The organism is Embleya hyalina, assembly GCF_003967355.1.
Lineage (GTDB): Bacteria > Actinomycetota > Actinomycetes > Streptomycetales > Streptomycetaceae > Embleya > Embleya hyalina.
This window is the reverse complement of record NZ_BIFH01000018.1, coordinates 114,963-141,081: the sequence shown is the minus strand read 5'-3', so window position 1 is coordinate 141,081 and position 26,119 is coordinate 114,963. Positions and strand designations below refer to the sequence as shown.

General features: G+C 71.4%; 25 protein-coding genes. 17 read left to right on the top strand and 8 right to left on the bottom strand.

The window, feature by feature from the left end; all coding sequences use genetic code 11:
- The first annotated feature begins 2 nt into the window (after positions 1–2).
- Positions 3–632 (top strand): alpha-ketoglutarate-dependent dioxygenase AlkB, encoded by a 630-nt coding sequence (locus tag EMA17_RS16285; RefSeq protein ID WP_126637736.1) that lies wholly within the window; start codon positions 3–5, stop codon positions 630–632.
- Between the two features lie 57 nt (positions 633–689).
- Here the strand turns inward: EMA17_RS16285 and EMA17_RS16280 are convergent, their stop codons facing one another.
- Positions 690–2,267, bottom strand: coding sequence for an alpha/beta hydrolase (locus EMA17_RS16280; protein ID WP_126637922.1), 1,578 nt, complete (start codon positions 2,265–2,267; stop codon positions 690–692).
- 499 nt (positions 2,268–2,766) lie between these two features.
- Here EMA17_RS16280 and htpG point away from each other — a divergent pair, with 499 nt between their 5' ends.
- Positions 2,767–4,698 (top strand): molecular chaperone HtpG, encoded by a 1,932-nt coding sequence (gene htpG / locus EMA17_RS16275; protein ID WP_126637735.1) that lies wholly within the window; start codon positions 2,767–2,769, stop codon positions 4,696–4,698.
- 97 nt (positions 4,699–4,795) lie between these two features.
- On the opposite strand, the gene EMA17_RS16270 is transcribed toward htpG, so the two are convergent.
- Positions 4,796–5,689: an NADP-dependent oxidoreductase gene (locus EMA17_RS16270; RefSeq protein ID WP_126637734.1), complete on the bottom strand. Its 894-nt coding sequence runs from the start codon at positions 5,687–5,689 to the stop codon at positions 4,796–4,798.
- Positions 5,690–5,759: 70 nt separating this feature from the next.
- On the opposite strand from EMA17_RS16270, the gene EMA17_RS16265 reads away from it, so the two are divergent.
- The 5 genes from EMA17_RS16265 to EMA17_RS16245 all read left to right on the top strand — a co-directional run bounded on the left by EMA17_RS16265 (position 5,760) and on the right by EMA17_RS16245 (position 10,311).
- Positions 5,760–6,407 (top strand): TetR/AcrR family transcriptional regulator, encoded by a 648-nt coding sequence (locus tag EMA17_RS16265; protein WP_126637733.1) that lies wholly within the window; start codon positions 5,760–5,762, stop codon positions 6,405–6,407.
- A gap of 54 nt (positions 6,408–6,461) precedes the next feature.
- On the top strand, positions 6,462–7,397 hold the full coding sequence (locus EMA17_RS16260; RefSeq protein ID WP_126637732.1) for a LysR family transcriptional regulator: 936 nt from the start codon (positions 6,462–6,464) through the stop codon (positions 7,395–7,397).
- Between the two features lie 347 nt (positions 7,398–7,744).
- Entirely contained in the window at positions 7,745–8,389 is a 645-nt protein-coding gene (locus tag EMA17_RS16255) for an HNH endonuclease family protein (RefSeq protein ID WP_371863007.1), read from the top strand.
- Positions 8,390–8,507: 118 nt separating this feature from the next.
- The gene (locus EMA17_RS16250; protein ID WP_126637731.1) at positions 8,508–9,482 is read left to right on the top strand and encodes an ABC transporter ATP-binding protein; all 975 of its coding nucleotides are present in this window, start codon (positions 8,508–8,510) and stop codon (positions 9,480–9,482) included.
- 7 nt (positions 9,483–9,489) lie between these two features.
- A complete protein-coding gene (locus EMA17_RS16245; protein WP_126637730.1) occupies positions 9,490–10,311 on the top strand; it encodes a DUF2705 family protein in 822 nt (273 codons plus the stop codon).
- Positions 10,312–10,348: 37 nt separating this feature from the next.
- Here the strand turns inward: EMA17_RS16245 and EMA17_RS16240 are convergent, their stop codons facing one another.
- From EMA17_RS16240 to EMA17_RS16230, 3 genes are all read right to left on the bottom strand, one after another.
- Positions 10,349–12,370 (bottom strand): hypothetical protein, encoded by a 2,022-nt coding sequence (locus EMA17_RS16240; RefSeq protein ID WP_174861375.1) that lies wholly within the window; start codon positions 12,368–12,370, stop codon positions 10,349–10,351.
- A complete protein-coding gene (locus EMA17_RS16235) occupies positions 12,367–13,278 on the bottom strand; it encodes a leucine-rich repeat domain-containing protein (RefSeq protein ID WP_126637729.1) in 912 nt (303 codons plus the stop codon). Before EMA17_RS16235 ends, EMA17_RS16240 begins: the two co-directional genes overlap by 4 nt.
- Before the next feature lie 70 nt (positions 13,279–13,348).
- The gene (locus EMA17_RS16230; RefSeq protein ID WP_126637728.1) at positions 13,349–14,434 is read right to left on the bottom strand and encodes a hypothetical protein; all 1,086 of its coding nucleotides are present in this window, start codon (positions 14,432–14,434) and stop codon (positions 13,349–13,351) included.
- Between the two features lie 177 nt (positions 14,435–14,611).
- Between EMA17_RS16230 and EMA17_RS16225 the strand changes: the two genes are divergently transcribed.
- The 4 genes from EMA17_RS16225 (at position 14,612) to EMA17_RS16210 (ending at position 17,675) form a co-directional block, all read left to right on the top strand.
- A complete protein-coding gene (locus EMA17_RS16225) occupies positions 14,612–15,157 on the top strand; it encodes a MarR family winged helix-turn-helix transcriptional regulator (RefSeq protein WP_126637727.1) in 546 nt (181 codons plus the stop codon).
- Positions 15,158–15,313: 156 nt separating this feature from the next.
- Positions 15,314–15,958 (top strand): DsbA family protein, encoded by a 645-nt coding sequence (locus EMA17_RS16220; RefSeq protein ID WP_126637726.1) that lies wholly within the window; start codon positions 15,314–15,316, stop codon positions 15,956–15,958.
- Between the two features lie 97 nt (positions 15,959–16,055).
- Positions 16,056–16,550 (top strand): nitroreductase family deazaflavin-dependent oxidoreductase, encoded by a 495-nt coding sequence (locus EMA17_RS16215; protein ID WP_371863006.1) that lies wholly within the window; start codon positions 16,056–16,058, stop codon positions 16,548–16,550.
- 231 nt (positions 16,551–16,781) lie between these two features.
- Positions 16,782–17,675, top strand: coding sequence for a hypothetical protein (locus EMA17_RS16210; protein WP_126637725.1), 894 nt, complete (start codon positions 16,782–16,784; stop codon positions 17,673–17,675).
- Between the two features lie 84 nt (positions 17,676–17,759).
- On the opposite strand, the gene EMA17_RS16205 is transcribed toward EMA17_RS16210, so the two are convergent.
- Positions 17,760–18,260 (bottom strand): phosphatase domain-containing protein, encoded by a 501-nt coding sequence (locus tag EMA17_RS16205; RefSeq protein WP_174861384.1) that lies wholly within the window; start codon positions 18,258–18,260, stop codon positions 17,760–17,762.
- 163 nt (positions 18,261–18,423) lie between these two features.
- A complete protein-coding gene (locus EMA17_RS16200; RefSeq protein WP_126637724.1) occupies positions 18,424–18,972 on the bottom strand; it encodes a DinB family protein in 549 nt (182 codons plus the stop codon).
- A 211-nt stretch (positions 18,973–19,183) separates the two neighbouring features.
- Here EMA17_RS16200 and EMA17_RS16195 point away from each other — a divergent pair, with 211 nt between their 5' ends.
- The 3 genes from EMA17_RS16195 (at position 19,184) to EMA17_RS16190 (ending at position 21,917) form a co-directional block, all read left to right on the top strand.
- Entirely contained in the window at positions 19,184–20,029 is an 846-nt protein-coding gene (locus EMA17_RS16195) for an NAD(P)H-binding protein (protein WP_126637723.1), read from the top strand.
- Between the two features lie 553 nt (positions 20,030–20,582).
- Entirely contained in the window at positions 20,583–20,669 is an 87-nt protein-coding gene (locus tag EMA17_RS55950; protein ID WP_371863009.1) for a tryptorubin family RiPP precursor, read from the top strand.
- Between the two features lie 183 nt (positions 20,670–20,852).
- A complete protein-coding gene (locus EMA17_RS16190; RefSeq protein ID WP_126637722.1) occupies positions 20,853–21,917 on the top strand; it encodes a cytochrome P450 in 1,065 nt (354 codons plus the stop codon).
- A 67-nt stretch (positions 21,918–21,984) separates the two neighbouring features.
- Here the strand turns inward: EMA17_RS16190 and EMA17_RS16185 are convergent, their stop codons facing one another.
- Positions 21,985–23,511 (bottom strand): serine hydrolase domain-containing protein, encoded by a 1,527-nt coding sequence (locus tag EMA17_RS16185; protein ID WP_218042852.1) that lies wholly within the window; start codon positions 23,509–23,511, stop codon positions 21,985–21,987.
- A gap of 555 nt (positions 23,512–24,066) precedes the next feature.
- On the opposite strand from EMA17_RS16185, the gene EMA17_RS16180 reads away from it, so the two are divergent.
- The 3 genes from EMA17_RS16180 to EMA17_RS16170 all read left to right on the top strand — a co-directional run bounded on the left by EMA17_RS16180 (position 24,067) and on the right by EMA17_RS16170 (position 26,116).
- The gene (locus EMA17_RS16180; protein WP_126637721.1) at positions 24,067–24,306 is read left to right on the top strand and encodes a hypothetical protein; all 240 of its coding nucleotides are present in this window, start codon (positions 24,067–24,069) and stop codon (positions 24,304–24,306) included.
- A gap of 232 nt (positions 24,307–24,538) precedes the next feature.
- The gene (locus EMA17_RS16175) at positions 24,539–25,312 is read left to right on the top strand and encodes a hypothetical protein (RefSeq protein ID WP_126637720.1); all 774 of its coding nucleotides are present in this window, start codon (positions 24,539–24,541) and stop codon (positions 25,310–25,312) included.
- Positions 25,313–25,465: 153 nt separating this feature from the next.
- Complete coding sequence (locus tag EMA17_RS16170) at positions 25,466–26,116, top strand: helix-turn-helix transcriptional regulator (protein WP_126637719.1); 651 nt, start codon at positions 25,466–25,468, stop codon at positions 26,114–26,116.
- Positions 26,117–26,119: the final 3 nt, after the last annotated feature.

Below are 26,119 nucleotides of genomic sequence, written 5' to 3'. Positions count from 1 at the left end.
GAATGTCCGGCTCACTCCAGGGTTCGCTCTTCGACCAGGGCGACGTCGTCCACGTCGGCCCGCCACGCGGGCTGCGCCGCACCGTGTTGGGCCGCGGGGCCTGGATCGACGAGTTGCCCGGGTGGGTCGAGGGCGCCGACACCCTGTTCACGGCACTCGCCGAGTCGGTTCCCTGGCGGGCCGAACGACGGCTGATGTACGAACGTGTCGTCGACGTCCCCCGGCTGCTCGCCCACTACCGCGCCGCCGACGCGCTGCCGCATCCCGCCCTCGCCGAGGCGCGCGACCGGCTCTCCGCGCACTACGCGGCGGAGCTGGGCGAGCCCTTCGTCGGCGTCGGCCTGTGCCTGTACCGCGACGGCCGGGACAGCGTCGCCTGGCACGGCGACCGCGACGGCCGCGGCGCCCACGCCGACACCATGGTCGCCATCGCGTCCGTCGGCACGCCGCGCGATCTGTTGCTCCGGCCGCGCGGCGGCGGCGAGCCGGTGCTGCGCCGCCCGCTCGGACACGGCGACCTGATCGTGATGGGCGGCTCCTGCCAACGCGCCTGGGAGCACGCGATCCCCAAGACGACCAGGGCCACGGGACCGCGCATCAGCATCCAGTTCCGCCCACGCGGTGTCGGCTGAGCCGGCCGCGGCACGGTGCCCCACCGACCTCGGGTCGGCGGGGCACTCGCCTCCCGGCTACTTCACGCAGGTCCGGTCCGTCTTCGGCAGTCGGCCCGTGGCCAGGTAGTCGTTGACCCGGTCGTCCACGCAGGAGTTGCCGTAGAGCCCGTAGACGGCGTGCCGGTTGGCTCCCCGAAGGGTGAGCAGCCTGGAACTCGGCACCAGCGCACGCAGCGCCACGCTGCCGGTGTACGGGGTCCGCGGGTCGCCGTCGGCGGCCACGATCAGCATCGGCACGTCACGCCGTACCCGCACCGGCTCCTCGCGCGGCGCGTCCCAGAAGGCGCACGGCACGATGTTGTTGGTGAACGGGCCGTACAGCGGGTGCGCGACGCGGGCGGCCTCGATGTCGCGCCAGTACACCTCCGGATCGCGCGGCGCGGCCACGTCCCCGCACAGGATGGCGGTCTGGACGCCGGTGGGACCGGTCGCGGCGGTCAGGAACATCCGCAACTTCCCCGCGAACTCCGGGGACAGCGGCGCCGGTTGCCCCGCCGCGGCCCTGGCGAGGGTGGCCATCTCGTCGGCGAACGCCGCCCGCGCCGCGTCGGTGTCGTCCGCGTTGTCCATCAGCAGCACCAACCCGACCCGGCTGTCGTCCAGCCGGAAGACCTCCGGGGCGGTACCGACGACGAGCGGGTCGCGCGCCGACGCCTCCTGGACGCGGGTCACCGTGGCCAGCACCTCGGCACGGGTTCGGCCGAGGTGGTAGGTGTCGTCCCGAAGCGCGGTCCAGGCCGCCCAGTCGGACAGTGCCCGATCGTTCTCGCCCTCGCTGCCGCGCAACACCCGGGGGCCGTACCGGCGCGGGTCGAGCGCGCCGTCCAGGACGACCCGGTCGACGCGGCCGGGGAACATCTGGGTGTAGACCGTCCCGAGGTAGGTGCCGTACGAATAGCCGAAGTAGGACACGCGCCGCTCGCCGAGCGCGGCCCGCACGACGTCCATGTCGCGGGCGGTGTTGCGGGTGGTGATGTACGGCAGCACCGCCCCGTTGCTCGCCCGGCACCGGTCGGCCAGATCCTTCTGCAGCGCGACCTGCCGGTCGAAGCTCGCCCGACTCAGGCCGGCCGAGAACAGGTTGGTCCCGATGGGCCATCCGCAGTCCAGCGCCGTACTGCGGCCGACGAAGCGCGGATCCATGCCGATCAGGTCGTAGCGCGCGCCGACCTCCTTCATCGCGGTACGCAGGCCCGGGGTCAGGTCGAGGCCCGAACCACCGGGGCCGCCCGGGTTGGTCAGCATCGTGCCGATCCGGTGTCGGGTGTCGCTCGCCCGGATCCGCGAGATCGCGACGGTGATCGTGCGACCCCGGGGATCGGTGTAGTCGAGCGGAACGGTGACGTCGGCGCAGCGGGCGCCGCCGCGTTCGAGATCGTGGCCCACGGTGTCGTCCGGGCCCAGGACGCAACTGCGCCAGTCGAGCCGTTGATGGTGGTAACGCTCCAGTCCGGCGGCGGAGTTCGCCGCGCTGCCGGCGTCGTCGGGTTCGGCCGCCGACGCCGTCGCCGATATCGCGCCCAGACAGGCGGCGAGCGCCAGGCCCACGGCCAGGACCCGGCGTGCGGGGCGGGCGCGCCGACGGGGTGCCATCGCCGTCACCGTGGCGATCGCCGCGTCGGGGTGGTGTTCACTCGTTCGGTGCGCTGACGTTCTCGTCATGCTCGTCTCCGGAGTCCGATCCGCGGACGCACCCGAACACCCGCTCCGGTCACGGCTGTCGGCGCACTGTCGAGGCGACGCGTCACCGCGTGGCGACCCGCGTCCCGGCGCGGAACGGATCGGCGTGCGGCGGCACGGGCGGCGGCAGGGTCCGCAATCCGGCGGGGCGGGTGGGGGGACGCGCGGATGCCTCGTATGAACGTGCACGACCCTACGAACGCGTCCCGGGCCGAACATCGGCCGCCCGCACCACGAGCGGCCTCCCGCTTCGTCTGCCGGACCGATCCCGGCCACGCGTGCCGCCCCCTACAATCGCCGGTCGCCGACCGGCCGGGACGCGAGTCGTGTGGACGGGTTTGCGCGCTCCGCCATATCGTGTCGTGGCTGAGACCAGGCCGATATGACGACACCGATATAAGGAGACCCCACAGTGGGCACGGGTGGCAGTGTCGAAACGTTGGAATTCCAGGCCGAGACCCGGCAGTTGCTCCAGTTGGTGATCCATTCGATCTATTCGAACAAGGACATCTTCCTGCGTGAGCTGATTTCCAACGCCTCCGACGCTCTGGACAAGCTGCGGCTGGAGTCGCTGATCGACTCCGACCTCGAGGTCGATACGTCCGACCTGCACATCGCCTTGTCCGTCGACAAGGACGCCCGCACGTTGACCGTGCGCGACAACGGCATCGGCATGAGCCGGGACGACCTCGTGGAACTGATCGGCACGATCGCCAAATCCGGCACGGCCGGTCTGCTGGAGAAGATCAAGGAAGCCAAGGAGACCCAGGACGGCGCCGCGGCGCAGAACCTGATCGGACAGTTCGGCGTCGGCTTCTACTCGGCGTTCATGGTCGCCGACAAGGTCGCCCTGCGCACCCGGCGGGCGGGCACCGACTCGGGCACCGCGTGGGAGTCCGACGGCGAGGGCACCTACGAGATCCGGGCCGTCGACGACCTGCCCGTGGGCACCTCGGTCACCCTGCACCTCAAGACCGCCGACAGCGAGGACGGGCTGGCCGACTACCTGTCCGAGTGGAAGATCCGGCAGATCGTCAAGCAGTACTCGGACTTCATCCGCTGGCCGATCCGGATGGCGACGGAGCGGACCGACGCCGACGGCGTCACCACACACGGCGTCGACACGCTCAACTCGATGAAGGCGCTGTGGGCCCGGCCGCGCAGCGAGGTGACCGAGGCCGAATACGCCGAGTTCTACAAGCAGATCAGCCACGACGGGCTCGACCCGGCCGAGACGATCCACATGCGCGCCGAGGGCAACTTCGAGTACGAGGCGCTGCTGTTCATCCCGTCGCAGGCCCCGTTCGACCTGTTCTCGCGCGAGACGAAGCGCGGCGTACAGCTGTACGTCAAGCGGGTGTTCATCATGGACGACTGCGAAGCGCTGATGCCGAACTACCTGCGCTTCGTCAAGGGTGTCGTGGACGCGCACGATCTGTCGCTGAACATCTCCCGCGAGATCCTGCAACACGACCGGCAGATCCGCGGGGTGCGCCGGCGCCTGGTGAAGAAGGTCCTCGGCGCGATCAAGGACACGCAGGCCAAGGACGGCGAGCGCTACACGAGGTTGTGGGCGCAGTTCGGTCGGGCGCTGAAGGAGGGCCTGCTCGAGGACACCGACAACACCGAGGCGCTGCTGGAGCTGGTTTCGGCCGCCTCCACGCACGACCCGGAGCGGACCACCACGCTGCGCGAGTACGTCGAGCGCATGAAGGACGGCCAGGACGCGATCTACTACCTGACCGGCGAGACCCGGGCGATGGTGGAGAACTCCCCGCACATGGAGGCCTTCGCCGCCAAGGGGTACGAGGTGCTGATCCTCACCGACCCGGTCGACGAGGTCTGGGTCGACCAGGTCCCGGCCTTCTCCGGACACGCGCTGCGGTCCATCGCCAAGGGGCAGGTCGACCTCGACGAGCCCGCCGACGGCGACGGCGAGGCCGAGTCGGACAAGGCCAAGCGCGACGAGGACTTCGCCGCCCTGCTCCCGTGGCTGACCACGACGCTGTCCGAGCAGGTGAAGCAGGTGCGTCTGTCGTCCCGGCTGACCACGTCGGCGGCCTGCATCGTCGGCGACGCCCACGACATGACGCCGACCCTGGAGAAGATGTACCGGGCGATGGGCCAGGAGATGCCCCCGGTCAAGCGCATCCTGGAGCTCAACCCGACGCACCCGTTGATCACCGCCCTGCGCTCGGCCCACACGACGAACGCGGAGGACCCGGCACTCGCCGAAATCGTCGAACTCGTCTACGGCGGCGCCCTGCTCGCCGAAGGCGGCGACCTCCCCGACCCGGCCCGCTTCACCCGCCTCCTGACCAACCACCTGGCCCGGGGCCTGTAGTCGAACGGCGTGCGACCGGCCGGCCCCGGGCGGCCCGGCCGGTCGCACTCCCGCCCCTTCCGATCGCCGGTGCGGGGCGGCCGGGCGGGTCGGGGCGTCAGACGACGATGACTCGGCGGCCTCGGGTGTGGCCGGCTCGGCTGTCGACGTGGGCTGTCGCGGCCTCGGTGAGGGAGTACGACTTTTCGATCGGGATGTGCAGCCTTCCCCGGGCGATGAGGTCGGCGGCCTCGACGAGCGCGTCGGGCACGCTCCCGGCCACGCCGGAGAAGCGCACGCCGAGGTCCGGCGCGCCGAGATCGGCGATGGAGATCACCTTTCGCGGATCCCCGGTCAGCTCGACGAGTTCGCGGATCACCCCAGAGCCGGCCAGATCGAGCGCCGCGTCCACCCGGCCGAGCCCGCGGACCCGCTCGACCCAGCCCTCGCCGTACGTCGTGGCGACGGCGCCCAGGCCGCGCAGATAGTCCTGGTTCGCGGCGCCGCCCGTACCGATCACCGCGATGCCGCGGTCGCGGGCGATCTGCAACACCGCCGATCCCACTCCCCCGGACGCGCCGCTGACCAACAGCGTCTGCCCGGGCTCCACACCGACCTCGCGGATCACCCGCAGCGCGGTCTCCACCACGGACGGGTATCCGGCCGCCTCCGCGAAGCTCAGCCCCTCGGGCATCCGGGCCCAGGCCGACATCACGGCGAACTCGGCGTAGGTGTCGAACCCTTCGCCGAACACGTGGTCGCCGATCCCGACTCCCTCGACGCCTTCGCCGACCTCGTCCACCACCCCGGCGGCGTCCAGCCCCACGCCCGAGGGCAGTTCGATCGGATGGGCCGACAGTTTCTGGCCTTCACGAATCCTCCAGTCGACGGGGTTCACCCCCGCCGCCCGCACCGCGATGCGTATCCGGCCGGGACCCGCGTGGGGCTCCTCGGCGTCCAGGAGGTGCAGAACATCGGGACCGCCGAACTCGGCGAAGCTCACTTTCCTCATGCCGTGGACCGTAGCACTAACGGTTAGCTTTTAAAAACTGCTTCAGTCTTGTATCTGATAGCATCGAGCCATGACCGAGCCAGTCGGCCGCCGCGAACGCAAGAAGGCCGCGACCCGCCAAAACATCGCCGACACCGCCCTGCGGCTCTTCCTGGAGCGCGGATACGACGCGGTGGGCATCCGTGACGTGGCCGCCGAGGCCGACGTAGCCGTCACCACGCTCTTCTCGCACTTCGCCTCGAAGGAGGCCCTGGTGTTCGAGCGGGACGAGGACTTCGAAAAACGCCTCGCCCGGGCGGTCACCGACCGAGAGCCGGACGAGCCGATCGTCCCCGCGTTGCGGCGGGAGATGCGGGCCATGGTGCGCCACTGCGCGTCGGAGGGCGCCGCCCCGACCTGGCGCATGATCGACGCGACGCCCGCGCTGCGCGAATACGAGGAGTCGATGCGACTGCGCCACGCCGAGTCGCTGGCCTCGGCCATCGCCGCCGACCTCGACCTGCCCCCGAGCAGCACGGCCTGCCGGACGATCGCCAGGTTCGTGACCGACGCCCATTCGCTGGCCCGTGAGGCGGCCGACCCGGACGCCGCGGTGGACGAGATCTTCCGGATGATCGAGGCGGCCTGGGCGGTCACCTTTCCGACGACGGCGTCTCGACCCGGATACAACCGATCAGCGATCGCCGGCAGCGGCACAGGCGGCACACCCGGGGCTTGAACAACCGTCGGACCGTCGCGCCACAACCGATGGCTGTACCCCTAGGGTGTCCGCATGGACCTCGACGCCGTTCGGACCTTCGTCACCGCCGCGGAGGCGGGGCAGTTCCAGGAGGCCGCCGCCGAGTTGGCGGTCACCCAGCAGGCCGTCTCCAAACGCATCGCCGCCCTGGAGCGCACCCTCGGCGTACGACTGTTCACCCGCACCCCGCGCGGCGCCGAACTCACCATCGACGGACAGGCGTTCCTGCCGCACGCCCGGGAACTGCTGCGCGTCGCCGAACGGGCCGTCGAGTCCGTACGCATCGGCCGCCGCCCGCTGCGCGTCGACGTGCTCAGCTCACGCGGCGCGGCGTCGGGCCTTTTGCGCGGCTTCCACCGGGCACACCCCGAGGTCGAGCTCGACGTGGTGATGCTGTTCGGCATCGACACGGCGGTCGCCGCCATCCGGTCCGGTGCGATCGACGCGTCCTTCCGTGCCGTCACCGTGCCGGGCCGGCCGCTTCCCGACGACGTCGAGTCCGCCCGGGTGCTCGACGAGCCGCTCCAACTCCTCACCGGCCCCGCGCACGTGCTGGCCGGCGCCCGCTCGGTGCCCCTCGCCGGGCTCGCCGGGCATCGGATCTGGATGCCCGGCATCGTCCCCGGCACCGAGTGGGCGGCCTATTACGACGACCTCGTCGCCGAGTTCGGCCTCACCATCGAGGCGACCGGCCCCAACTTCGGCGCCGACGCACTGCTCGACACCGTCGCCGACACCCCCGCCCTGGCCACCTTCATGGGCGGAGACACCCGCCTGGTCTGGCCCGCCGACCACGGACTGCGCCGCATCCCGGTGACCGATCCGATGCCCGTCTACCCCCACTCGCTCCTGTGGCGACGCGGCAACCCCCATCCCGCGCTGACCACCCTCCGCACCCACCTCGCCGACACGGCGACCGCGCACGACGCCCCCGGAACCTGGACCCCCGACTGGGCGAACCCGCACTGAACCCGCCGGCCGGTACCCGGCCTCGGACGCGCTGCCCCGGCCGACTCCGGCTTCCTCGACGGTCGCGGTGCAGGTCTTCGGGCCGAGGTCGACCCGCATGTCCATGCGCACCGTCCGCGACCGACATCGACACCATCCCGGCGGCCCGGCGCACGGCCCGGCGACTGATCGGCCCGCCGCGCAACCGAGTTCGCGCCGGATCACCGGCACCCGCCGTCGTGGTCACGGTTACCGAATGTTCACACCACGTAGGGTCCCGGCGGCCCCGCGAGGTCCGGCACGCTGGTCGCGCCGATCCGTGCCCGGATCCGGGCCGGACGCCACCACGTCACTCGGGAGGCCTCGCCTTGTCCACCTCGACCGTGCTCCGCCGCGCCGCAACCACCGGCTGTGTCGCCGTACTTGCCCTCGCCGCGACCTCGACCCTGACCACTCCCGCGCAGGCCGCGTTGCCGACACCCGTCTCCGCGGCGACCGCCCGCTCGTATCTGGCCGGCATGTCCGCCACCGCCGAGACCCACGGCGACAGCTACGACCGCAGCCTGTTCCCGACCTGGATCAACATCTCCGGAACCTGCGACACCCGCGAGTGGATACTCAAGCGCGACGGCGTGGGCGTGAGCACGAACTCCGCCTGTACCGCCACGTCCGGCACCTGGACCAGCGCCTACGACAACGTCGTCACGACCGACCCGTCGACGTTCGACATAGACCACGTGATACCCCTGTCCGAGGCCTGGGCCTCCGGCGCCTGGGCCTGGACCACCACACGTCGTCGCACGTTCGCCAACGACGTGAACGACCCGCAACTCATCGCCGTCTCCGCCTCGTCCAACCGCTCGAAGGGCGACCGGGACCCCGCCGAATGGCTGCCCCAGGCGTCGTTCCGCTGCACGTACGCCCGGGCCTGGGTCCAGGTCAAGCACGACTACGCCCTCACCGTCGACAGCAGCGAGAAGAGCGCCCTCACGTCCATTCTCAACGGCTGCTGACCACGGGCCGCGAGCCCGCCGCCCGGCCGCCCGTTCACCCGTTTCCCACATCGCGGATGCGGATTTCCTCGACAGAAGCGATCATGTAGACCGCCCGAGGAGAAAGCGGCACATATCCATGATTGTTGCGGAAAGCCTCACCAAGAGGTACGGCGCGAAGACGGCTGTCGACGACGTCAGCTTCGAGGTCCACCCCGGACGGGTCACCGGGTTCCTCGGACCCAACGGCGCGGGGAAGTCCACCACGATGCGGATGATCCTGGGTCTGGACCGACCCAGTGCCGGTCGGGTCACGGTGGACGGTCGGGCCTACCGCGACCTGAGCGCGCCGATGGTGCAGGTCGGCGCGCTCATCGACGCCAAGGCCCTGCACGGCGGCCGGACCGCCCGGGACCACCTGGTGGTACTGGCCAAGTCGAACGGCATCCCGCTCACCCGCGTGGACGAGGTCCTGGACATCGTCGGCCTCACCTCCGTCGCCAAGAAGCGCTCGGGCGGCTTCTCGCTGGGCATGGGCCAGCGGCTGGGGATCGCCGGGGCGCTGCTCGGCGATCCCCGGGTGCTGCTGTTCGACGAGCCCGTGAACGGGCTCGACCCCGAGGGGATCCTGTGGATCCGCAACCTGATGAAGCGCCTCGCCGGCGAGGGCCGCACGGTCTTCGTCTCCTCGCATCTGATGAGCGAGATGGCGCTGACCGCCGATCACCTCCTGGTCATCGGGCGCGGGCGGATCCTCGCCGACACGGGCGTCGCCCAGTTCATCGCGGAGAACTCGGTCAGCCACGTGAAGGTGCGCTCCCCGCAGGCGGATCGGCTCGCCGAACTCGCCGCGGCGGCGGGCTGGCAGGTGAGCCGGGACCCGGCGGGGGCGCTGCTGGTCCAGGAGGTGACCACCGATCAGGTCGGTGATCTCGCCGGGCACAACGGGGTGTTCCTGCACGAACTGGCGAAGGTCGAGGCCTCGCTCGAAGAGGCGTTCATGCGGCTCACCGCCGACAGCGTCGAATACCACACCGGCGGCACACCCCCGAAGACCGCCGCCGAGGCGGTCCCCGGGTGGGGTCCGCCGACCGTCGCCGACCGGATCGGATGAGGCCACGATGACGACTACCGCACCCGCCGCGCCGACCGCGCTCGCGCCCGGCGCGCGACTGACCTTCGGCCGGATCCTGGACTCCGAGTGGGCCAAGATCAAGACCGTACGCTCGACCGTGTGGACCCTGCTCGCCCTGTTCGTGGTGAGCGTGCTGATCAGCTGGGGCATCGCCGCCCTCGCCGCGAGCGATGTGGCCAAGGACGTGGCCGAGGGCAAGAAGAACGACGCGCCGGATCTGCTCACCGTGGGCGTCGCGTTCGGCCAGATCGCCGCGCTGGTACTCGGCGTGATGTCGATGACGGCCGAATACTCGACCGGCATGATCCGGACCAGCCTGACCGCGGTGCCCTGGCGCGCCTCGATGCTCGCCGCCAAGGCCCTGGTGTTGGCCCTGGTCCTGTTCGTGGTGGGCGCGATCACCGGCTTCTGCTGCTACTTCCTGGCCAACCTGATGCTCGACGCCAAGGACGTCGGCATCGCCCTGGGCGATCCCGGCGTGATCCGGTCCCTGATCGGCACGGGTCTGTACCTGGCCGTCCTCGGTTTGTTCGGCATGGCCCTGGGCGTACTGCTGCGGCACACCGCGGGCGCCATCACCCTGGGCATCGCGCTGATCTTCGTGGTCGGCGGCGTGGTCGGCCTGATCCCCGGCAAGACCGGCGACTGGATCGCCAAGCTGATGCCCGCCAACGCCGGCAGCCAGGTCATGTCGGTCGAAGCCGCGGACAAGATGTTCCGGCCCTGGCCGGGCTTCGCGGTCTTCGCGGCCGAGACCCTGATCCTCCTGCTCCTCGGGACCCTCCTGCTCGAAAAACGCGACGCCTGACCCCGTCGCACCGGCGTCGATCCCACCCCGGCCCGGGTCACTCGTCCTCGTCGTCCTCGTCGTCCTCTTCCTCCTCGATGTCCAGGAGGTGGCCGCGGAGGTCGGCCGCACGAGCGCTCTCCTCCGCCCACCACGGGGTGGGGCGGGGTTCGCCCGCGGCGTCGACGAGCAGTGAGCCGTCGATCGCGGTCATCCAGGGGTACGCCTCGGCCGTGGGGACCGGGTCGTCCCATTCGTCGGGATCGAAGTCCATTTCCTCGAAGCCGCGGATCCTGGGGACGGGGACCGACAGTTGGTGGTGCTTCACCATCCAGGTGTTGCGGAAGAAGTCGAACCGCAGGTGGAAGCAGTCGTCCGTCTCGGTGAACAGGATCGGTGGGACGAGGAAGTGGGCGGCGCCGACCGTGGCCGCCACATCGAGGTAATTCGCCTCCGTGCCGCCCGAGTTCCAGCAGGCCGCGAAGTTCACCGGGGTCAGCGGATCCTTGCCGAGCACATGGATGCGATCGTCCCGGACGACGAACTTCTCCGGATCCAGAACCACGTCCTGGCCGAGCATCAGAATCGGCGCGGGCATGATGTGCGCCTTGGCGAAGTCCTGTGCCGCCTCGTTGAGTTCGACGATGTCGTCGAGGCGCGTGGCGTCGAGGCCGAGGAGGTCGTGGAACGGACAGCAGGCGCCGTTCGACTCCTCCGATTCGGGGAAGAGCAGGGACTTGTCGAAGGGTGCGACGGCGTCCGCGGGCCGTGCGTCCGCGAACTCGCCCGTGGCCGCGCCCCGTCGCTCGGCGAGGAAGGCGGGGATCCAGTCCGCGTCCTCGGCCTCGATCACGACCGACTCGCACGTGTCACGGAACGCCGTGTCGCCGAGCTTGCAGTTGAAGTAGTCCAGCAGGGTGATCGCGGCACACGCCGCGAGCGACAACCCCTCGCGCCGCCCGAACCAGAAGTCGTAGCCGTTCGCGACGAAGTCCACCCCGCGGAACCGCTTGTGGACGAACGGTTCGCACCGGGCGTCGTCGGCGGTCGGCACGTTCCAGTGCGCGGCGGCGACCCGGTTGTAGTAGGCGTCGGCGTATCGGGCCAGCTCCGGGGCGAAGACGCTTTCGCCGGTGAGGTAGCACGCCTTGCCGAACGCCGCGCCGATCCCGGGATCGTGGCCGATGTCGGACTCGGCCCGGTGGTGCACGAGTTCGGTACGCAGGAACACCTTGCGGCCGTCCCGGTAGGGCGCGCCTTCGTGCTCGTACCGCTGGTCGAAGACGACGCAGTCGAAAGCCTCGATGTCGGTGAGCGCGACGCCCCCGGTCAGGTCGAGCGCGGGCTCCCCCGAGCCGCCGGTGAGGTAGAGCAGCACCGTGTACCGGGAAACGTGCCCGCGTGCGGCGTCGTAGTAGGGCGTGTCCCGATGCCGGTGGAACCTGGCGTCGCCGGGCTCGAAGCGGTTGCACCGGAATACCGGGTTGACGTGCGAGAAGCCGTCGAGCAGCGCCTCGGGCAGGGCCCGGGACACCGCCTCGGTGAGCGCGTCGGCCAGGAGCGCCGAATGGAAGATGAAACGTTCGCCGCCACGGGAGCCGCCGTTGAGCGGCGGGACGTAGAGGTCGCACGCGTCCAGGCCCTCGAGACGGGCGCGGGCGGCGTCGGGCAACCGCAGCCGCGCCGAGTAGGCGTCCCGCGCGAGTTCCACCGGTTCGTCGAGCGCGCAGTCCAGTGGGACCCCCTCGAAGAGCCGGTCCAGGGGCACGATGTTCTCGAAGGTTCGGAACGACAGTTCGCGCGGATCCACGAACACGGCGGCGAGATAGGGGACTTCCGCACTCGGCCGGGCGAACCGCTCCCGCACCGCCGGGTCGATGCGGTCCGCGTCGACGAATCGCACCGCCTTGAAGCGTGCCGTCGGATGCCAGGACACCGCCAGCCCGTCGACGACGGCGGCCGCCCCGGTGTCGATCGAGTCGACCTCGGCGCGGTAGCGGGCCACCTCGTCTTCGTCGGCCGAGCCGGCCGACAACACGAAGAAACGGTCGCGGAGTTCGATGGGTTCGATGGTGCTCACACGCTCCTCCAGAAGCTGCGCAGTGCGCTCGGAAGCCCGGTGGCGGACGCCAGAATCCGCACGCCGGCGTCGGAGACGTCCTGGCGGTGGGCGAGCAGTCGCCGCAGCGAACCGGCGAACGGCGCCTCGGCCAGGGCCCGTGCACCGTCGGCACCGATGCGGTTGTAGCGGAGGTCGAGCTCGCGAAGCCGCGCGAAGCGGGTCAGTTCGCGTACACCCGCGCCGGTGAGTCGGTTGTGTTGCAGGTGCAGCCGCCGGACGTCGGCGAAGATCGGGGAGGCGGCCAGGGCCGCCACGCCGTCGTCGCCGATGCCGCAGTAGCGCAGGTCCAGGGTGTCGATCCGCCCACCGGAGGTCGCCGCGGCGAGGTGTCGGGCGCCGGGGTCGGCGAAGCGGAAGTACGAGAGGTCCAGTTCGCGGATTCCGCCGAAGTCGAGATCCGCGAGGGCGTCCGCCTCGTGGGGCGGCGGCGGGAGCGGCATGTCGTGCTCGTCGAAGTCGGGTGCGTCGCTCAGGTATTCGGCGTCCGCCTCCTCGGCGGCGCTGCCCGGCCGGATCCGCAACCCGGTCACGAGGCGGCTCGTCAGGGCCTCGGCGATCCGCGCGGGTGCCTCCGGCTCCCAGGCGACGGCCACCTTCGTGGCGAAGCCGTGCACGCGCGCCACGGCCTGTACGCCCGCCGGCAGTTCGGCGTCCCAGCGCTCCCGGTGCTCCTGCGTCAGGAGTTCGATCTCGGCCGACAGCGCCCGCCGTCGGTCGTCCCGGTCCTCGCGCGCGAGACGCAGATCCAACTCGATCAGCCGGCCACGGGCGTCACCCCGCTCCCGCAACAGCTCACCGTAGGCCCGCCAGGTGCCGAGATCTCCCGGATCCGCACACAGTATTCGCTCCAACGACGCAACTCCCATGCCGGGCAACACTAAGGGCAGCCCCCGACACACCGGCCGGCACGGTCCGACCCCACCGCCACGACGCGCGCTACCGCGCCGTGCCTCTCGGCCGCTCGGAACTCCGGTAGGGGCAGGCCAGTTGGTGCAGGATCTCCCGGGCGAGCAGATCCTCGCGGCCCTTCAACGCGTCGGCCGAGCGCCGATCGTGCGGGAACACGAGTTCCGCCGCGACGTTGTCCTGCACGATCCGGGCCAGGTTGTCGAGGGCGACGAGGACCGGGTCGGTGGGCGGTTGGGCGGTCGCGACGTCGATCAGGTGCGAGTCGGCGGTCGCGGGGTCCATGAACCGTTTGACGATGATCGAGTTCTGGTTCGGGGCGGACGTGGTCCAGATCGACAGGACGACGACGTACAGGCCGGGCCAATCGCCGGGGCCGACCTCGTCCCGCCACCGGTTCATCAACGCGGCCACGCCGTCGATCTGCGCCCGGGCCGCGAACTCGATGTCGGTGGCGATGGCCTCGCCCAGGCCGCCCGCGAAGTCCTCGAACGACCGCGCGTCGAAGGCGGCCCGGCTGACCGATTCCGCGATGAACTCCAGCGCCGCGTCCAGGATTCGCCGGCTCGCCGCGTCGAGCCGACCGGGCAGGCGCGCGTCGTCGAGGTGCCGCCGAGCGTCGGCCAGGGTGGCGCCGAACGCCCGAAGCGGAGCGATCCACGCGTTCGTACCGGGGCCCTTGAACGCCACCATGTCCACGTCGTGCCGGTCCAGGCGCGCGGCATCGGGCGGGTTCGGGATTCGCCGGCTCAGGTACGGCGCGAGGATCGAGAGGATGCCCAACGGCACGTGGGCGATCGACTTGGCCAGTTCGAAGATGTCGGAGACGGGCCACAGGGACTCCCGTCGGCCCTCGTGGACGAGGGTGAACAGGCCGCCTCGGGAGTCGTTCTCCACGACGACGACCGGACCGAGGTGCGGGATCAGCTCGGCCCGGAGCGTGTCGTAGTGGCGCTGCGTGTGGCCGTCGATCGCGACGATCGTGTTGCGGGCCCGGAGTTCGGGGCCGTCCGGGTCCGACCCCGGATCGCCCGCCGCCGCGGTCCCGCTGCCGCCGAGGAACGTCGAGGCGCCGACGGCCGTCACGCCTCCGAGGAAGTCCCTACGCGCGGTCATGCCGCACCCGCCCGCCTCTCCGCCGCCGCGTCCCGGGTCCGGCACCGTTGTCGACCTCCAGCGTGAGGGCGCGGGACGGCGCGATGCCATCCCTCGTTCGGCTGAACACACGGGGCCGTCCTCGCGCCGGACCACGGCGCGGGCCGGGAGTGCGAGGGGCGAGCTCTCGAAGGCGCGATGATCGTCGCGGAAGTCGGATCGGGCGAGCGAAGGGGGCGGGGCGTGGACGACGGCGAGGTCGCCGGGATCGAGTCGGCGCAGGATGCCGCGAACGACGAGCTGGTGCTCGCGTTCGGGCGGTTGCAGGGGGCGGCCGGGCGGCTGGAGTACCTGCTCGGCGGCGCGATCGAGGAGGAGTTCGGGATCAGTCACCTGATGTACGAGGTGCTGCTGATCGTGGGCCGGGCGGGTGGCGCCGGCATGTCGATGCGCGCGATCGCGCAGGAGCGGGTCCTGACCACGGGTGGGATGACCCGCCTGGTGGACCGTATGGAGGCGGCCGGCCTGGTGGCGCGCACCGACGACCCCACGGATCGCCGCGGCAAGCTGGTACGGCTCACCGCGCACGGTCGGGACGTCGTGGTGCGGGCCAGTCGACTCCACGTGCGGAACATCCGCCGCCACTTCCTGGCACCACTGCCCGAGGAGGCCCGGGAACAGTTCATGGAGTGCCTGCGCATCCTGTCCCACGCGGCCCGCGACGCCCTCCCGCGGCTGCGCTAGGCGGAGACGGACAGGGCTCGCCGAATCGTACGATCGAGCACGAGGGAATATCTGACGGAACAGATACTGTTGGAGCAGATACATTGCTTCGAGCGGCGATCGCAGCCGGAGCGATGCCCGCACCCGAGCCATCCCCTCCCACGAAGGCCCCTTCCCGTGAAACTCGTCTACGTCTTCGACGCATACTGCGGCTGGTCCTACGGCTTCGCCCCCACCCTGGCCGAGGTCACCGCGCGCCACCCCGAGCTGCCCGTCGAGGTGGTGTCGGGAGGACTGTTCACCGGCCCACGCGCCGTGCCGATCCGCGAGTTCGGCTACGTACAGGGGGCGAATGCCCGGATCGGCGAGCTGACCGGGGTCGTGTTCGGGCCGGCGTACGAGCGGCTGATCGCAGACGGATCGTTCGTCATGGACTCCGCGGCGGCCGCGCACGGCATGGCGGTGCTTCGGCAGGCGGCGCCGGATCGGGCGGCGGCACTGGCGAACGACGTGCAGGCCGCGTTCTACCGCGACGGGCTGAGCCTGTCGGACCCCCGTACGTTCCTCCGCGTCGCCGCCGCGGCCGGCCTCGACACGACGGAGATCGGCGCCGCGCTCGACGGGCCGGCCGCCCGTCACGCGGCCGAGGCCGACTTTCGGCGGGCGGCCGAGCTGGGCGTGACGGCGTACCCGACCCTCCTGGCCCAGGACGGCGAGCGCGTCGCGGTCCTGGCCGTCGGCCGCGCCGATCCCGACACGATCGACACCGCGCTGGAACGCTTCGGCGCGGGCCGCTCCGGGAGCACCACCACCCGCCACTGACGCACCCGGCTCTCGACACAGGATTGCTTATGCGCATAATCTTATGCGCATAAGCAATCTGCCGTCAGGCACAGGCACAGCCCGTCGAGGAGAGCCCATGACCACCGACATCGACCAGAGCGCGATACCCACCGGCGACTACGAACCGAGCGCGTCGCCGTGGGTCCGCGAGCACGTCGAGCAGATCATGCGCACCGGGACCACCGTGGGCGTCACCATCAAGGGCCTGCCCACCGTGCTGCTCACCTATCGGGGCGCCAGGTCCGGCAAGATCCGCAAGACACCGGTGATGCGTGTCGAGCACGAGGGGCGCTACGCGGCCGTCGCGTCCAAGGGCGGCGAGCCGACCAACCCGCAGTGGTACGCCTCCCTCGTCGCCGAACCGGTCATCGGGCTCCAGGACGGCACGGCCGCCGGCGGGTACCGGGCGCGCGAGGTGTTCGACGACGAGAAGGCCGTGTGGTGGAGCCGAGCCGTGGCCGCGTACCCGGACTTCGCCGACTACCAACTCCGGACCGACCGCCGAATCCCGGTCTTCGTCCTCGAACCCGTCGACGCGAACACACCGGCGCGGCACGACGTCGAGGACTGATTCGACCACCGCCCACCACCCCGGCGAAGGCGGCCCCTGCCAAGGCGCCGCTTTCGCCGGCGCCCACCGCCGCCATCTCCACGAAACCCCTGCCGGCGCAAGCGAGTCCGCCTACCCTGATCGGGGAGGGTCGTACGCGGTGGTGCGCGGCGACCGTGGGGGGAGCGCGTCGGTATCCGCGTCCACCGGGCGCCGGTCACCGGCCGCGGTGAGACGGTGGGGGTATTCGGCATGTCCTTCGGTGTGTCCTCGAATCGAGCGTCGGGCGTGCGCGCGCTCGGCCGGACGGTGTGTGCGGCGAGCCTGGCGGGATCGCTGGTCGCCTGCGGGGTGGTGGTCAAGCAGGGTCTGCCGGCGCTGACCGTCGAGGTGGCCCGGCTGATGATGAGCCAGGGCGGCGAGATCACGATCGAGCAGGCCGCGAAGCTCACGGTCACCGTACTGGGACCGATCGCCCTGGAGGCACTGCTCGCCGCGAGCACGTCCGGCACCGGCCCCGGCGCCGGCCCCTCCGGCGGCACCGTTCCCGTGGCGAATCGTGTCGCCCCCGCCGCGACGCAACCCGTCGACAACGACTGGACGATCGTGGTGCGCCGCAAGGTCGGCGGCACCGTGCGGAACACCGGATACCGAGTCGCCTACGCCGGCAAGGTGTACGTGCTCACCAACGGCCGCACCGCGCAGTCGTTCGAGCCCAGCCGCAAGCTGATCACGATCGACGCCACCTCGGACACCCCGACCGCCGTCGCCGTCGTGGACAGCCTGGAGCAACCGGTGCGCAGCTCGGGGAAGTTCCGCCTCCTGGTGGCGGGCAAGTACACCGACTACGACTTCGACTCCGACAAACGCTCCGCCTCGCACGCCGGCACCGATCTGCACGCCGGCCTCGGCGGCCCCTCGGCCGCACACGGCGCGCTGTACGCGAAGTTCTCCGGCGACAAGACACCGTCCCTGCAGGACTGCGTAACGGAACCGCCGGACGCCTGGGGCGGCGACTTCAACAAGCTCAACCCCTTCGGCCACTACTGCCTGCAAACCGCCGACGGCCGGTTCGGCACCCTCGGAATCAGCAACACCAGCGAATACTCGTACACCATGTGGCAGACGGCGGCCGCCACGAAGTGACAGACGATCGTCGCCCCGGCCGTCGCGTGCGTGAGCCGCGTCGACGACCGGGGCGATGATCGGGCCCGGCCGGGCCGGGAGAAATCAGGTGCGGCCCGCGGCGTTCTGGGCCTGTCGCAGCGCCCGCGAGGACGGCATCCAGTCGGCGCGTATCACCCGGAAGCCCGCGGCCTGGTAGGCGTCGCAGACCAGCGCGTCGTCGTCGACGACCATGGCGACGGTCCGCCCGCGTGCGAGCTTCCGCAGCAGTTCGGGTTTGGCGACCCGGGCGGGGCGGCGGTCCCGCTCGGCGCGCATCAACAGGCGGCCGGCGGGCAGGCCGTGTCGATCCAACCAGTCGACCGTGTCGCGCCTGCACCGCTCCGGGCGGCCGGTCATGTACACCACCTCGTGCGCCTCCGCACTGGTCCGCGCGAGTTCGACACCCTCGGCGAGCGGCGCGTCCTGCGCCGCGGCCGCGAAGAACGCGTCCCAGTCCCGGGGACGCGCCTCGACGAAGTGCAACCGGTGCCGGGTATCGGCCACCGTGCCATCCAGGTCGAACACCGCCAACGGACGGGATATCACAAACGCCTCCACGACAATCCGGACTCGGGCGCGCAGTCTACGCCGATCACGCGGGGCGCCCGGGTGACGCCTCGGACCCGGCACCGTCACACCTCGCCGCGACGTCGAGCCGATTGCCCGTCCGGGCAGGCAAGTTCGCGGCTCCGCCCGGCCCGGCAGGCCGAGGCCGGGCGGGCGCCGGCTACATGCCCGTGGCGCCGTCGAGGCGTTCGCGGAGGAGGTCGGCGTGGCCGTTGTGGCGGGCGTACTCGGCGATCATGTCGACCAGGATTCTGCGGAGGGAGATCGGCTCCCCCGTGCGCTTGCGTGTCCCCGTTTCGTCCAACGAGAGGGCGGCCGCGGTGACTCGGCGCGAGTGTTCGCATTCGGCTCGCCAGACGGCGAAGGCCTCGTCGGTGTCACCGTCCAGGCTGTCGAAGTCCTGGTCGGGGTCGTCGTCGGAGTAGTGGAGCAGCGGAAGGTCCTCGCCGGCGAACTGGATGCGGAACCACCAGCGTTCGACGCCGGCCAGGTGCCGCACCAGGCCGTGCAGGGACATCGTCGACGGCGGCACGGCCCGTTCGGACAGCTGATCCGACGACAGTCCGGCGCACTTGAGCTCGAACGTGTCCCGGTGCCAGTCCAGCACCGCGCTCAGCGTTTCCCGCTCGCTCCCGACGGAGGGCGGAGCGGGTCGGTCGTCCCCGTCCCATCGAGGTGCGTAGTGCCGGGGCGCGGGCGTGCCGTCCATGGTCCACCTTCCGGATCGCGGGTTCGACCGAGTATGACCGGCCCCACCGACATCCGGCCCCGGCGACACCCGGCCCGGCGACTCCTCCGCAAGGCCCACCCCCGGGCCCGCAACGACCGGGACCCCGTCCGGTGACAGGTGCGCGAAACGCGTGCTACGGTCACTCTCGTCGAACTGAGTCAGTCAACTAACTAACAAGCGGGAGACGGCAATGATCGTGATCACGGGTGCGACCGGCAACATCGGCCGGGCGCTTGTGGAGCAATTGGCGACAGTCGGCGAGGACGTCGTGGCCGTCTCGCGGCGTCCGCGGCTCACGGGCCTTCCGGACGGCGTACGGCACGCCCGCGCCGACGTCGGGGACTCGGCGGGCATGCGGCCGGTCCTCGACGGCGCCGACGCGTTGTTCATCCTCCTGGCGGGCGAACTCAACGCCCACGGAGAGAGTCCGGAGAACCTGGTCGGCGCCGCTGCGGACGCCGGCGTGGGACGCATCGTCCTGCTCTCGTCCCAACTCAACTCCACCCGTCCCCGGGCCGCTTCGCATGCCCGCCTGCGGGCGTTCGAGGCGGCGGTGCGCACGTCGGGGACCGACTTCACGGTCCTGCGTCCGAACGCCTTCGCCTCCAACGCGTTCGCGTGGGCCGAGTCGGTCCGCGGCAAGCGCACGGTCTTCGCCCCGTTCGGCGACTCGGCGCTGCCCCTCGTCGACCCGGCGGACATCGCCGACATGGCCGCGGTCGTACTGCGCGAGGACGGCCACGCCGGCCGTACCTACGAGCCGACCGGGCCCGAGGCGATCAGCCCGCGCCGGCAGACCGAGATCATCGCCGCGGCGCTGGGCGAACCGGTGGCTTTCGTGGAGCTTTCGCGCGAGGAGGCCCACGCCCGCATGGCGCGGTTCATGCCGGAGGAGGCGATCGGCGGCACCCTGGACGTCCTCGGCCGGCCGCTGCCGGCCGAGGTGGAGGTCGGCCCGGACGTGGCGAACGTTCTGGGTCGTGCGGCCCGACCGTTCGGCGAGTGGGTGGCGCGCAACCTGCCGGCGTTCCGGTAGCGGCCTTCCGGGCGCGCGAACGACGGCGCGCCCGGAAGGGGTTCGGCCGACGGACGGGTTCGCGCATACTTCGCGCCGGCCGAACGACCGGGCGGCCGCCCGACCCGTCGTGCCGGCCACACCTCCGGTGCCGCGCGTCTCGACGGCGACCCGCCCCGGCGGCCCACTTCGGCGGAACCCCGGGGCGGGCGAGCCGCCACCGGCGCCGGTCGCGACCGGCCCGGCGTCCGGCTCCGCCGGCCCGCTTTCCCGTGGCCGAAAGAAATCCGTTTACCCTCGCTCACACTCGATCTCCGCACATGGTCGGAACCGCCGACGGATCTGCCGGCGGCCCTGCGGCCAAGATCGACAAACAGCCGCTTACCTGTTTTGTGTGAGGAATGTGTGAGTGTTTTTGATCTGTGATCTACATCACATTGACGCACCTTTCGTATCAAGGCTTCACTTTCGAAGCGACGAGAATCGAAAGGCGGATTCTCTAGCGGTGGATATCGCTCCACCGGCCCGGGTCGCGTAGGGGATCCGGCCGGTCCACAGTCACCTGGAGGTTGTCGTGGTGAAGATCGTCAACTCTTTCTCCAAGAGGTTCAGGGTCGAAAAGAGCCTCAAATCCGCCACCTGGTACATCTGGTACAGCTGATCCACTGATCGGCTGATCCGCCGACCGATGCGGGTCGTGCCCGCTCCCGCCGCATAATCGTTACCTCTGCGGTAGCGCCGCCTCGACCCGACCGAGCGTCGGATCGCCGCCCGGGCTCGCGCCCGGCGGAGCCGCGTCCCGGCTCCGCCGGGCGGGAGACTCTACGCCCTGTGGAGAGCACCGATGAATCGTTCCGACACGGTCGGAAGTGCCCGGGTCACCGTTTTCGCGCCGAGGATCGCGGAACTCCTGCGCGAGCGTCGCGGCACGGGCTTTTTTCGCATCGACGGCGACACCGTCGGAGTCGCCGATCCGGAATTGATCAACAAACTCCTCGAGAGCCGGCCGGCTCACGAATTCGAGCGGCCGACTTTCAAGCCGCTCCAGGGAAGATCGATAGAGCGGGTGGAGGCCAACGACGTCCTGCGGGCCGTCTCGCACGACGTGCGCGCCGCATTGGGCGGACCGGCTCCCGATTCCGTCGATCTTTCCGGCAGCTGGCCGCGTACGGGACACGCCTATCTTCGCGATCTTCTTTTCGGGCCCGATCCGCTGCGGTTTCGCATGCTCACCGATCGCCGCCTCGAAAAGGCGCCGGTACTCACCCGCGCCATGGTTCGCACGAGTGCCGTCCTGCCGGGAAAGCGCGCCCTCGACCCGCCGGTGTCCCGCCTCGCGGCCGCCACCGCCACGGCCGCCGCCGAGCACGGCGACCGGCGCTACGCCATGGGCCTGTACCGCCGGGTCGCCGCGCCGGTGTGCCTGGGGGTCGCGGCACTGGTCGCCAACGCGCTCTGGCTCGGCTCGCCGTTCCACCCCGACGCGAGCAACCGGCACCTCGTGCTGGAATCGCTGCGGTTGTTGCCGCCGTCGTGGAACATCCTGCGGGTCGCGTCCCCCGAGTTCTCCGCCGTGGACTCCCGGATCGGTCCGCGCGACGACGTGCTGCTATTGCCGCTGCTGACCCATCGCGATCCCGAACTGTGGCCCGAGCCCGACGTGTTCCTCCCCGAGCGCTGGCACGAGGTGGACGAGGACGACCACCCGGGCTACATCCCCTTCGGCCACGCGAGCGATCGTTGCCGAGGCCGGCACCTGATCGTCCCGCTCGCCGAACACCTCCTCGAACGCCTGCGCGCCGACGGCCTCGCGGTGAACCCCGGACAGACCACCGCCAGGGTGCCGCTCGCCGGCCTGCTCGGGGTCACACGGGTACAGGTGTCCCGAACGCGTCTCCTCGCCACATGAGTTCGGCGCGGCGCACATCCGCGCTCCGGATCCGGCTCGGGATCCGAATCGGGTCCCCGTCCGGCCGTCAGGCGCCGCGCGCCACGACCCTGCCGCCTCGGTAGAGGTACCGAATCCCGTCCAGCGTGAAGAACTTGATCGTCTGCCACTCGCGCGTGTCGGACACGCGGTGGACGTACAGGTCACGGCCGGCCGGCAGGAGGCGGAACTCCGACGGAGGTTGCCCCGCGAACGTCCGGCGCACGTACAGGGCGCCGTCGCGTTCGAGCACGTCCTCGACGATGGTGGTGGCCGGGTAGCGGCCCAGGTATCCGCCGGCGTCGCGTGGCGGTGTACTGCCGTCGGGGGTGTGTTGCGGGCGTGGTGCGACGTGGGCGAGGTCGGTGAAGATCTCCCGGAACAGGTCCACGTACAGCGCGGCGTTGTCGCCGCCGTTGGTGAGCAGGACCACGGCGATCCGGGCGTCGGGCAGGATGCGCAGGAAGGACGACTGGGCGTGGGTGGTGCCGTCGTGGCCGTAGGCGGTCCGGCCGTTCCAGTCCCAGCGGGCCCAGCCCAGTCCGCTGGTTTCGCCGCCGTCGGCGGTGTCGGGGGTGTCGGTCTGGAACGAGCGCATCGCCTCGGCGGAACGGGTCGACAGGATGCGCGTGCCGTCGGTCGCGCGGCCGTCGTCCAGGTGGAGGCGGGCGAACGTGAGCACGTCCTCGGCGGACGAGCAGACGATGCCGGCGGGGCCCGAGGAGCGCGGCATCCAGGCGGGGTTCACGTGCGGGGGCCGATCCCGTTCCCAGGTGTGGCCGGCGGCGGCGCGGTGGGCGAGCACGTCCTCGGGCAGGGTGTGCGTGCGGGTCAGGCCCAGCGGCTTCAGGAGGCGGTCGCGGAGTGCTGCGTCCCAGGTCGTACCGGTGACCCGCTCGATGAGTCGGCCCGTGAGCATCAGTCCGGCGTTGCAGTACGAGTAGGCCCGGCCGAGCGGGTGCACACCGCGAACACCCCTGAGCAGAGCGGCATATCGCTCCAGGCAGTCGTCGCCGCGACCGGTGTCGGTGAGCACGTCGCCGTCGATCCCGCTGGTGTGCGTGAGCAGGTGACGCAGGGTCAGGCGGGCCGTGCGGTCCGGGTCCGACAGGCGCAGTTCGGGCATCACGCGCGTCACGGGTGCGTCGAGGTCGAGCAGACCCTCGTCGACCAGGCGCATGGCCACGGTCGCGGTCCAGACCTTGGTGACGGAGCCGATCTGCCAGACGGTGTCCGGTGTGGCCCCGACCCGGTCGTCGACGTTGGCCAGGCCGGTGGCGATCTTCGTGACGCGATCGCCGGACAGGATGCCCAGCGCGGCGCCGGGCACCTGGTGACGGGCGGCCAGTGCGTCGAGCCTGGCCTGCCAGTGCCGCGTGGCCGGACCGGCGGCGGACGGGTCAGCGGGCGCGGGTGGTTGCTCGGCGGCGTACGCGGACGGGGCGATCACGGAGCCGGCCGCGGTGGCGCCGGCCGCGACGCCCAGCGACCTACGCAGCACGGCACGCCGGGTGGGCGGCACGAACTCGTGGTCGGCGGGCCCGTCGGCGGAGGGGGTGTGGCGATGGTCGATCACGGTGTCGCCTCTCGATCGATCTCGGTGGGACGCGGCACACACACAAGTGGCCGCCACGCGAGCGGGCGGGCACGCGGGCACGAACGCGCAACGCCGGCGACGTGCCTCGCGCTACGCACCCATCGCACTGCCGAATACCGTGCGCCCAAAGGGAGTTGGTTCCATCGCGCCGAGTCCGCGCGCACTCCCCGATCGCGTGGGTCGAGGCTACGAAGCCGACCCGGGTCCGCACGTCCCCCGAGGGTACGAGGACCCGAGTACTGCCCCGGCACACTCGACCGCCATCCGCGTCCTACGCCCGTACACGTTCCGCGGCCCGTACGTCGTATCCGCCGACGCGGGCCCGGTCGCTCGGCCGCGGAGGATTGCGCGCGGCACGAAATACTCCCTGCCACCAGTGCGGTTCGTGCCCTGTCGCCGTTCCGGGCCGCGCCGCAGACTGACGTCGTCCACATCGAACGGGTATCCCGGCGCCCCGCGCCGAGCCCGGTCACCGTGCCCGGTCCCCGCTAACTCGCGGAAAACGGCCGGGCGTTCGGAACAGAAAGGCTCCCGATGAATCGATCGACCCGTACGCCGAAGCCCGGTCCGCGGTGGCGCCGCCTGGCCGTCTGCGCGGCCTCGGCCGCCGTGCTCGCCCCGGTGCTCGTCCTCGCCGGCCAGACGTCGGCGAGTGCCTTCCCGGCCGCCCCGGACCAGGGCGCCTCCTGCGGCGCCGCCTACCAGATCAACCTCCGGGTCGGCGGATACCAGTTCGCCCGTACCCAATACCTGGCGTGCGTCGGCGAGATCTGAACCGCGCCGACGCACGTCGCCGGCAGCGCTCGGCCGGCGGCCCGTGATCCGCCCGCGCGGCTCCCGCCCTTCCCCGTGGGCGAGTTCGCAGCCGCGCGGGCCCGGCCGGCGTCCGCATCCGTTCACCGGCCGACCCCGGGCGGCCCCCGCGTCGAGCCGCCGGCGGGCGCCCGCGATCATGTACCGCAGCCACGATCGGTGGGGTCGGGGCGGGAGCGGATCGGAAACATCGATGGCGCGTGTGGGTTCGGCTGCGTCGGGACGCCTGGCGGCGGCCGCGGCGGCGGGGATGCTCCTGGTGACGGGATGTTCGGCGGCCGCGGACCTGGCCGACACGGCCTCGGCCGATCTGTCGACGTTGAGCACCGAGGCGGTGTCCGAGCGGGTCGCCAGGGCCGTGGACCGCGCGCGTTCGGTCCGGGTCACCGTGGAGTTGCGGCGGAACGGCGCGACCCAACGCACCGACCTCCGGCTGGACATCCGGACCGGCAACTACTCGGCGACCGGCAAGACGTCGAGTTACACCATCGAGACGGTGCGGATCGGCGAGGACGTCTACGTCAAGGCTTCGCGCTCCTACTGGCAGGCGCGGCTCGGGCGCGACAGGGCCGCCCTGCTGAACTCGCTCGACGGCAAGTACGGCCACGTGGCCTCCGACGACCCGGCCCGGTCCACCATGAAGGACCTCAGCCGAAAGGCGGACCCGCACACCGTCCTGCCCACCCTGGCGGACGCCGAACGCCGCCCCGACTCGACCGTCGACGGCCGGCGCGTGGTCGTCTTCGCCGAGCCCGGCGAGAAGAACCCCGACCTGCTGTACATCCCGGCCGAGGGGCCGGCCCTGCCCGTCAAGGTGGCCGGATCCTCGGCCAAGGGCGGCTCCGGCGGCGGGACGCTGACCTGGTCCGAGTACGACCACCCCGTCGACATCCAGGCCCCCGCCCCCGACCGGATCGTCGAACTTCCCAACCTCGGCACCGCCCCGCCCGGCGCCGGCCTGCTCTGAGCCCCCTTCGCCGCCCTCGGCCCGAAGGCCCCGCCGAAACGAACGCATCGAGCGCCGCCCGGACCCGGTCACCCCACCCGCCGCGCGGTGCCGACGCCGCGCGCCCGGCTCGTCGACTGGACGTTTCGTCCGATCCGGACGTACAGTCCGGTCATGGGTGTACCGGCGAAGGAAGAGGGCGCGGATCCCCGGGTGCGGATGTGGGAGCCGGTGGGGCGGGCCGTCGCGCTGCTGCTCGGGCCGTACGCCGAGGTCGTGCTGCACGATCCCGGGACCGACCGGGTGTTGGCGGTGTGGAACCCGTTCACCTCGCGCGGTCCGGGCGACCCCTCGGCCCTGGGCGAGTTGGCCGCGCTGGATCCGGCGGCGCGCGACGTGTACGGGCCGTACGAGAAGGTGCTCGCGGACGGCCGCCGGTTGTCGTCGGTCAGCGCGGTGCTGCGCGACGCCCACGGGGAGCCGGCCGCGGTGTTGTGCGTCAATCTCGACCGCACGCCGCTGGAGCGGGCCGCCGCCGTCCTGTCCGCCTTCGGCGCGCCGACCGTGCGGCGCCCCGAGCCGCTGTTCGAACAGGACCTGTCGGCGCGCGTCGCCGAGGTGGTCGGCGGCCACGTGCGCGCCACCGGGCGCCCCGCCGAGCGCATGACCCGCCCGGACCGGCTGACCGTCGTGGCCCGCCTGGACGAGGCCGGCGTGTTCGCGGTGCGTCGCGTCGTCCCGGTCGTCGCCGAGGCCCTGCGGGTATCCAGGTCCACCGTGTACGACCTGCTGGCCGATGTACGAGCGACGAGTGAGAGAAGCTGACGA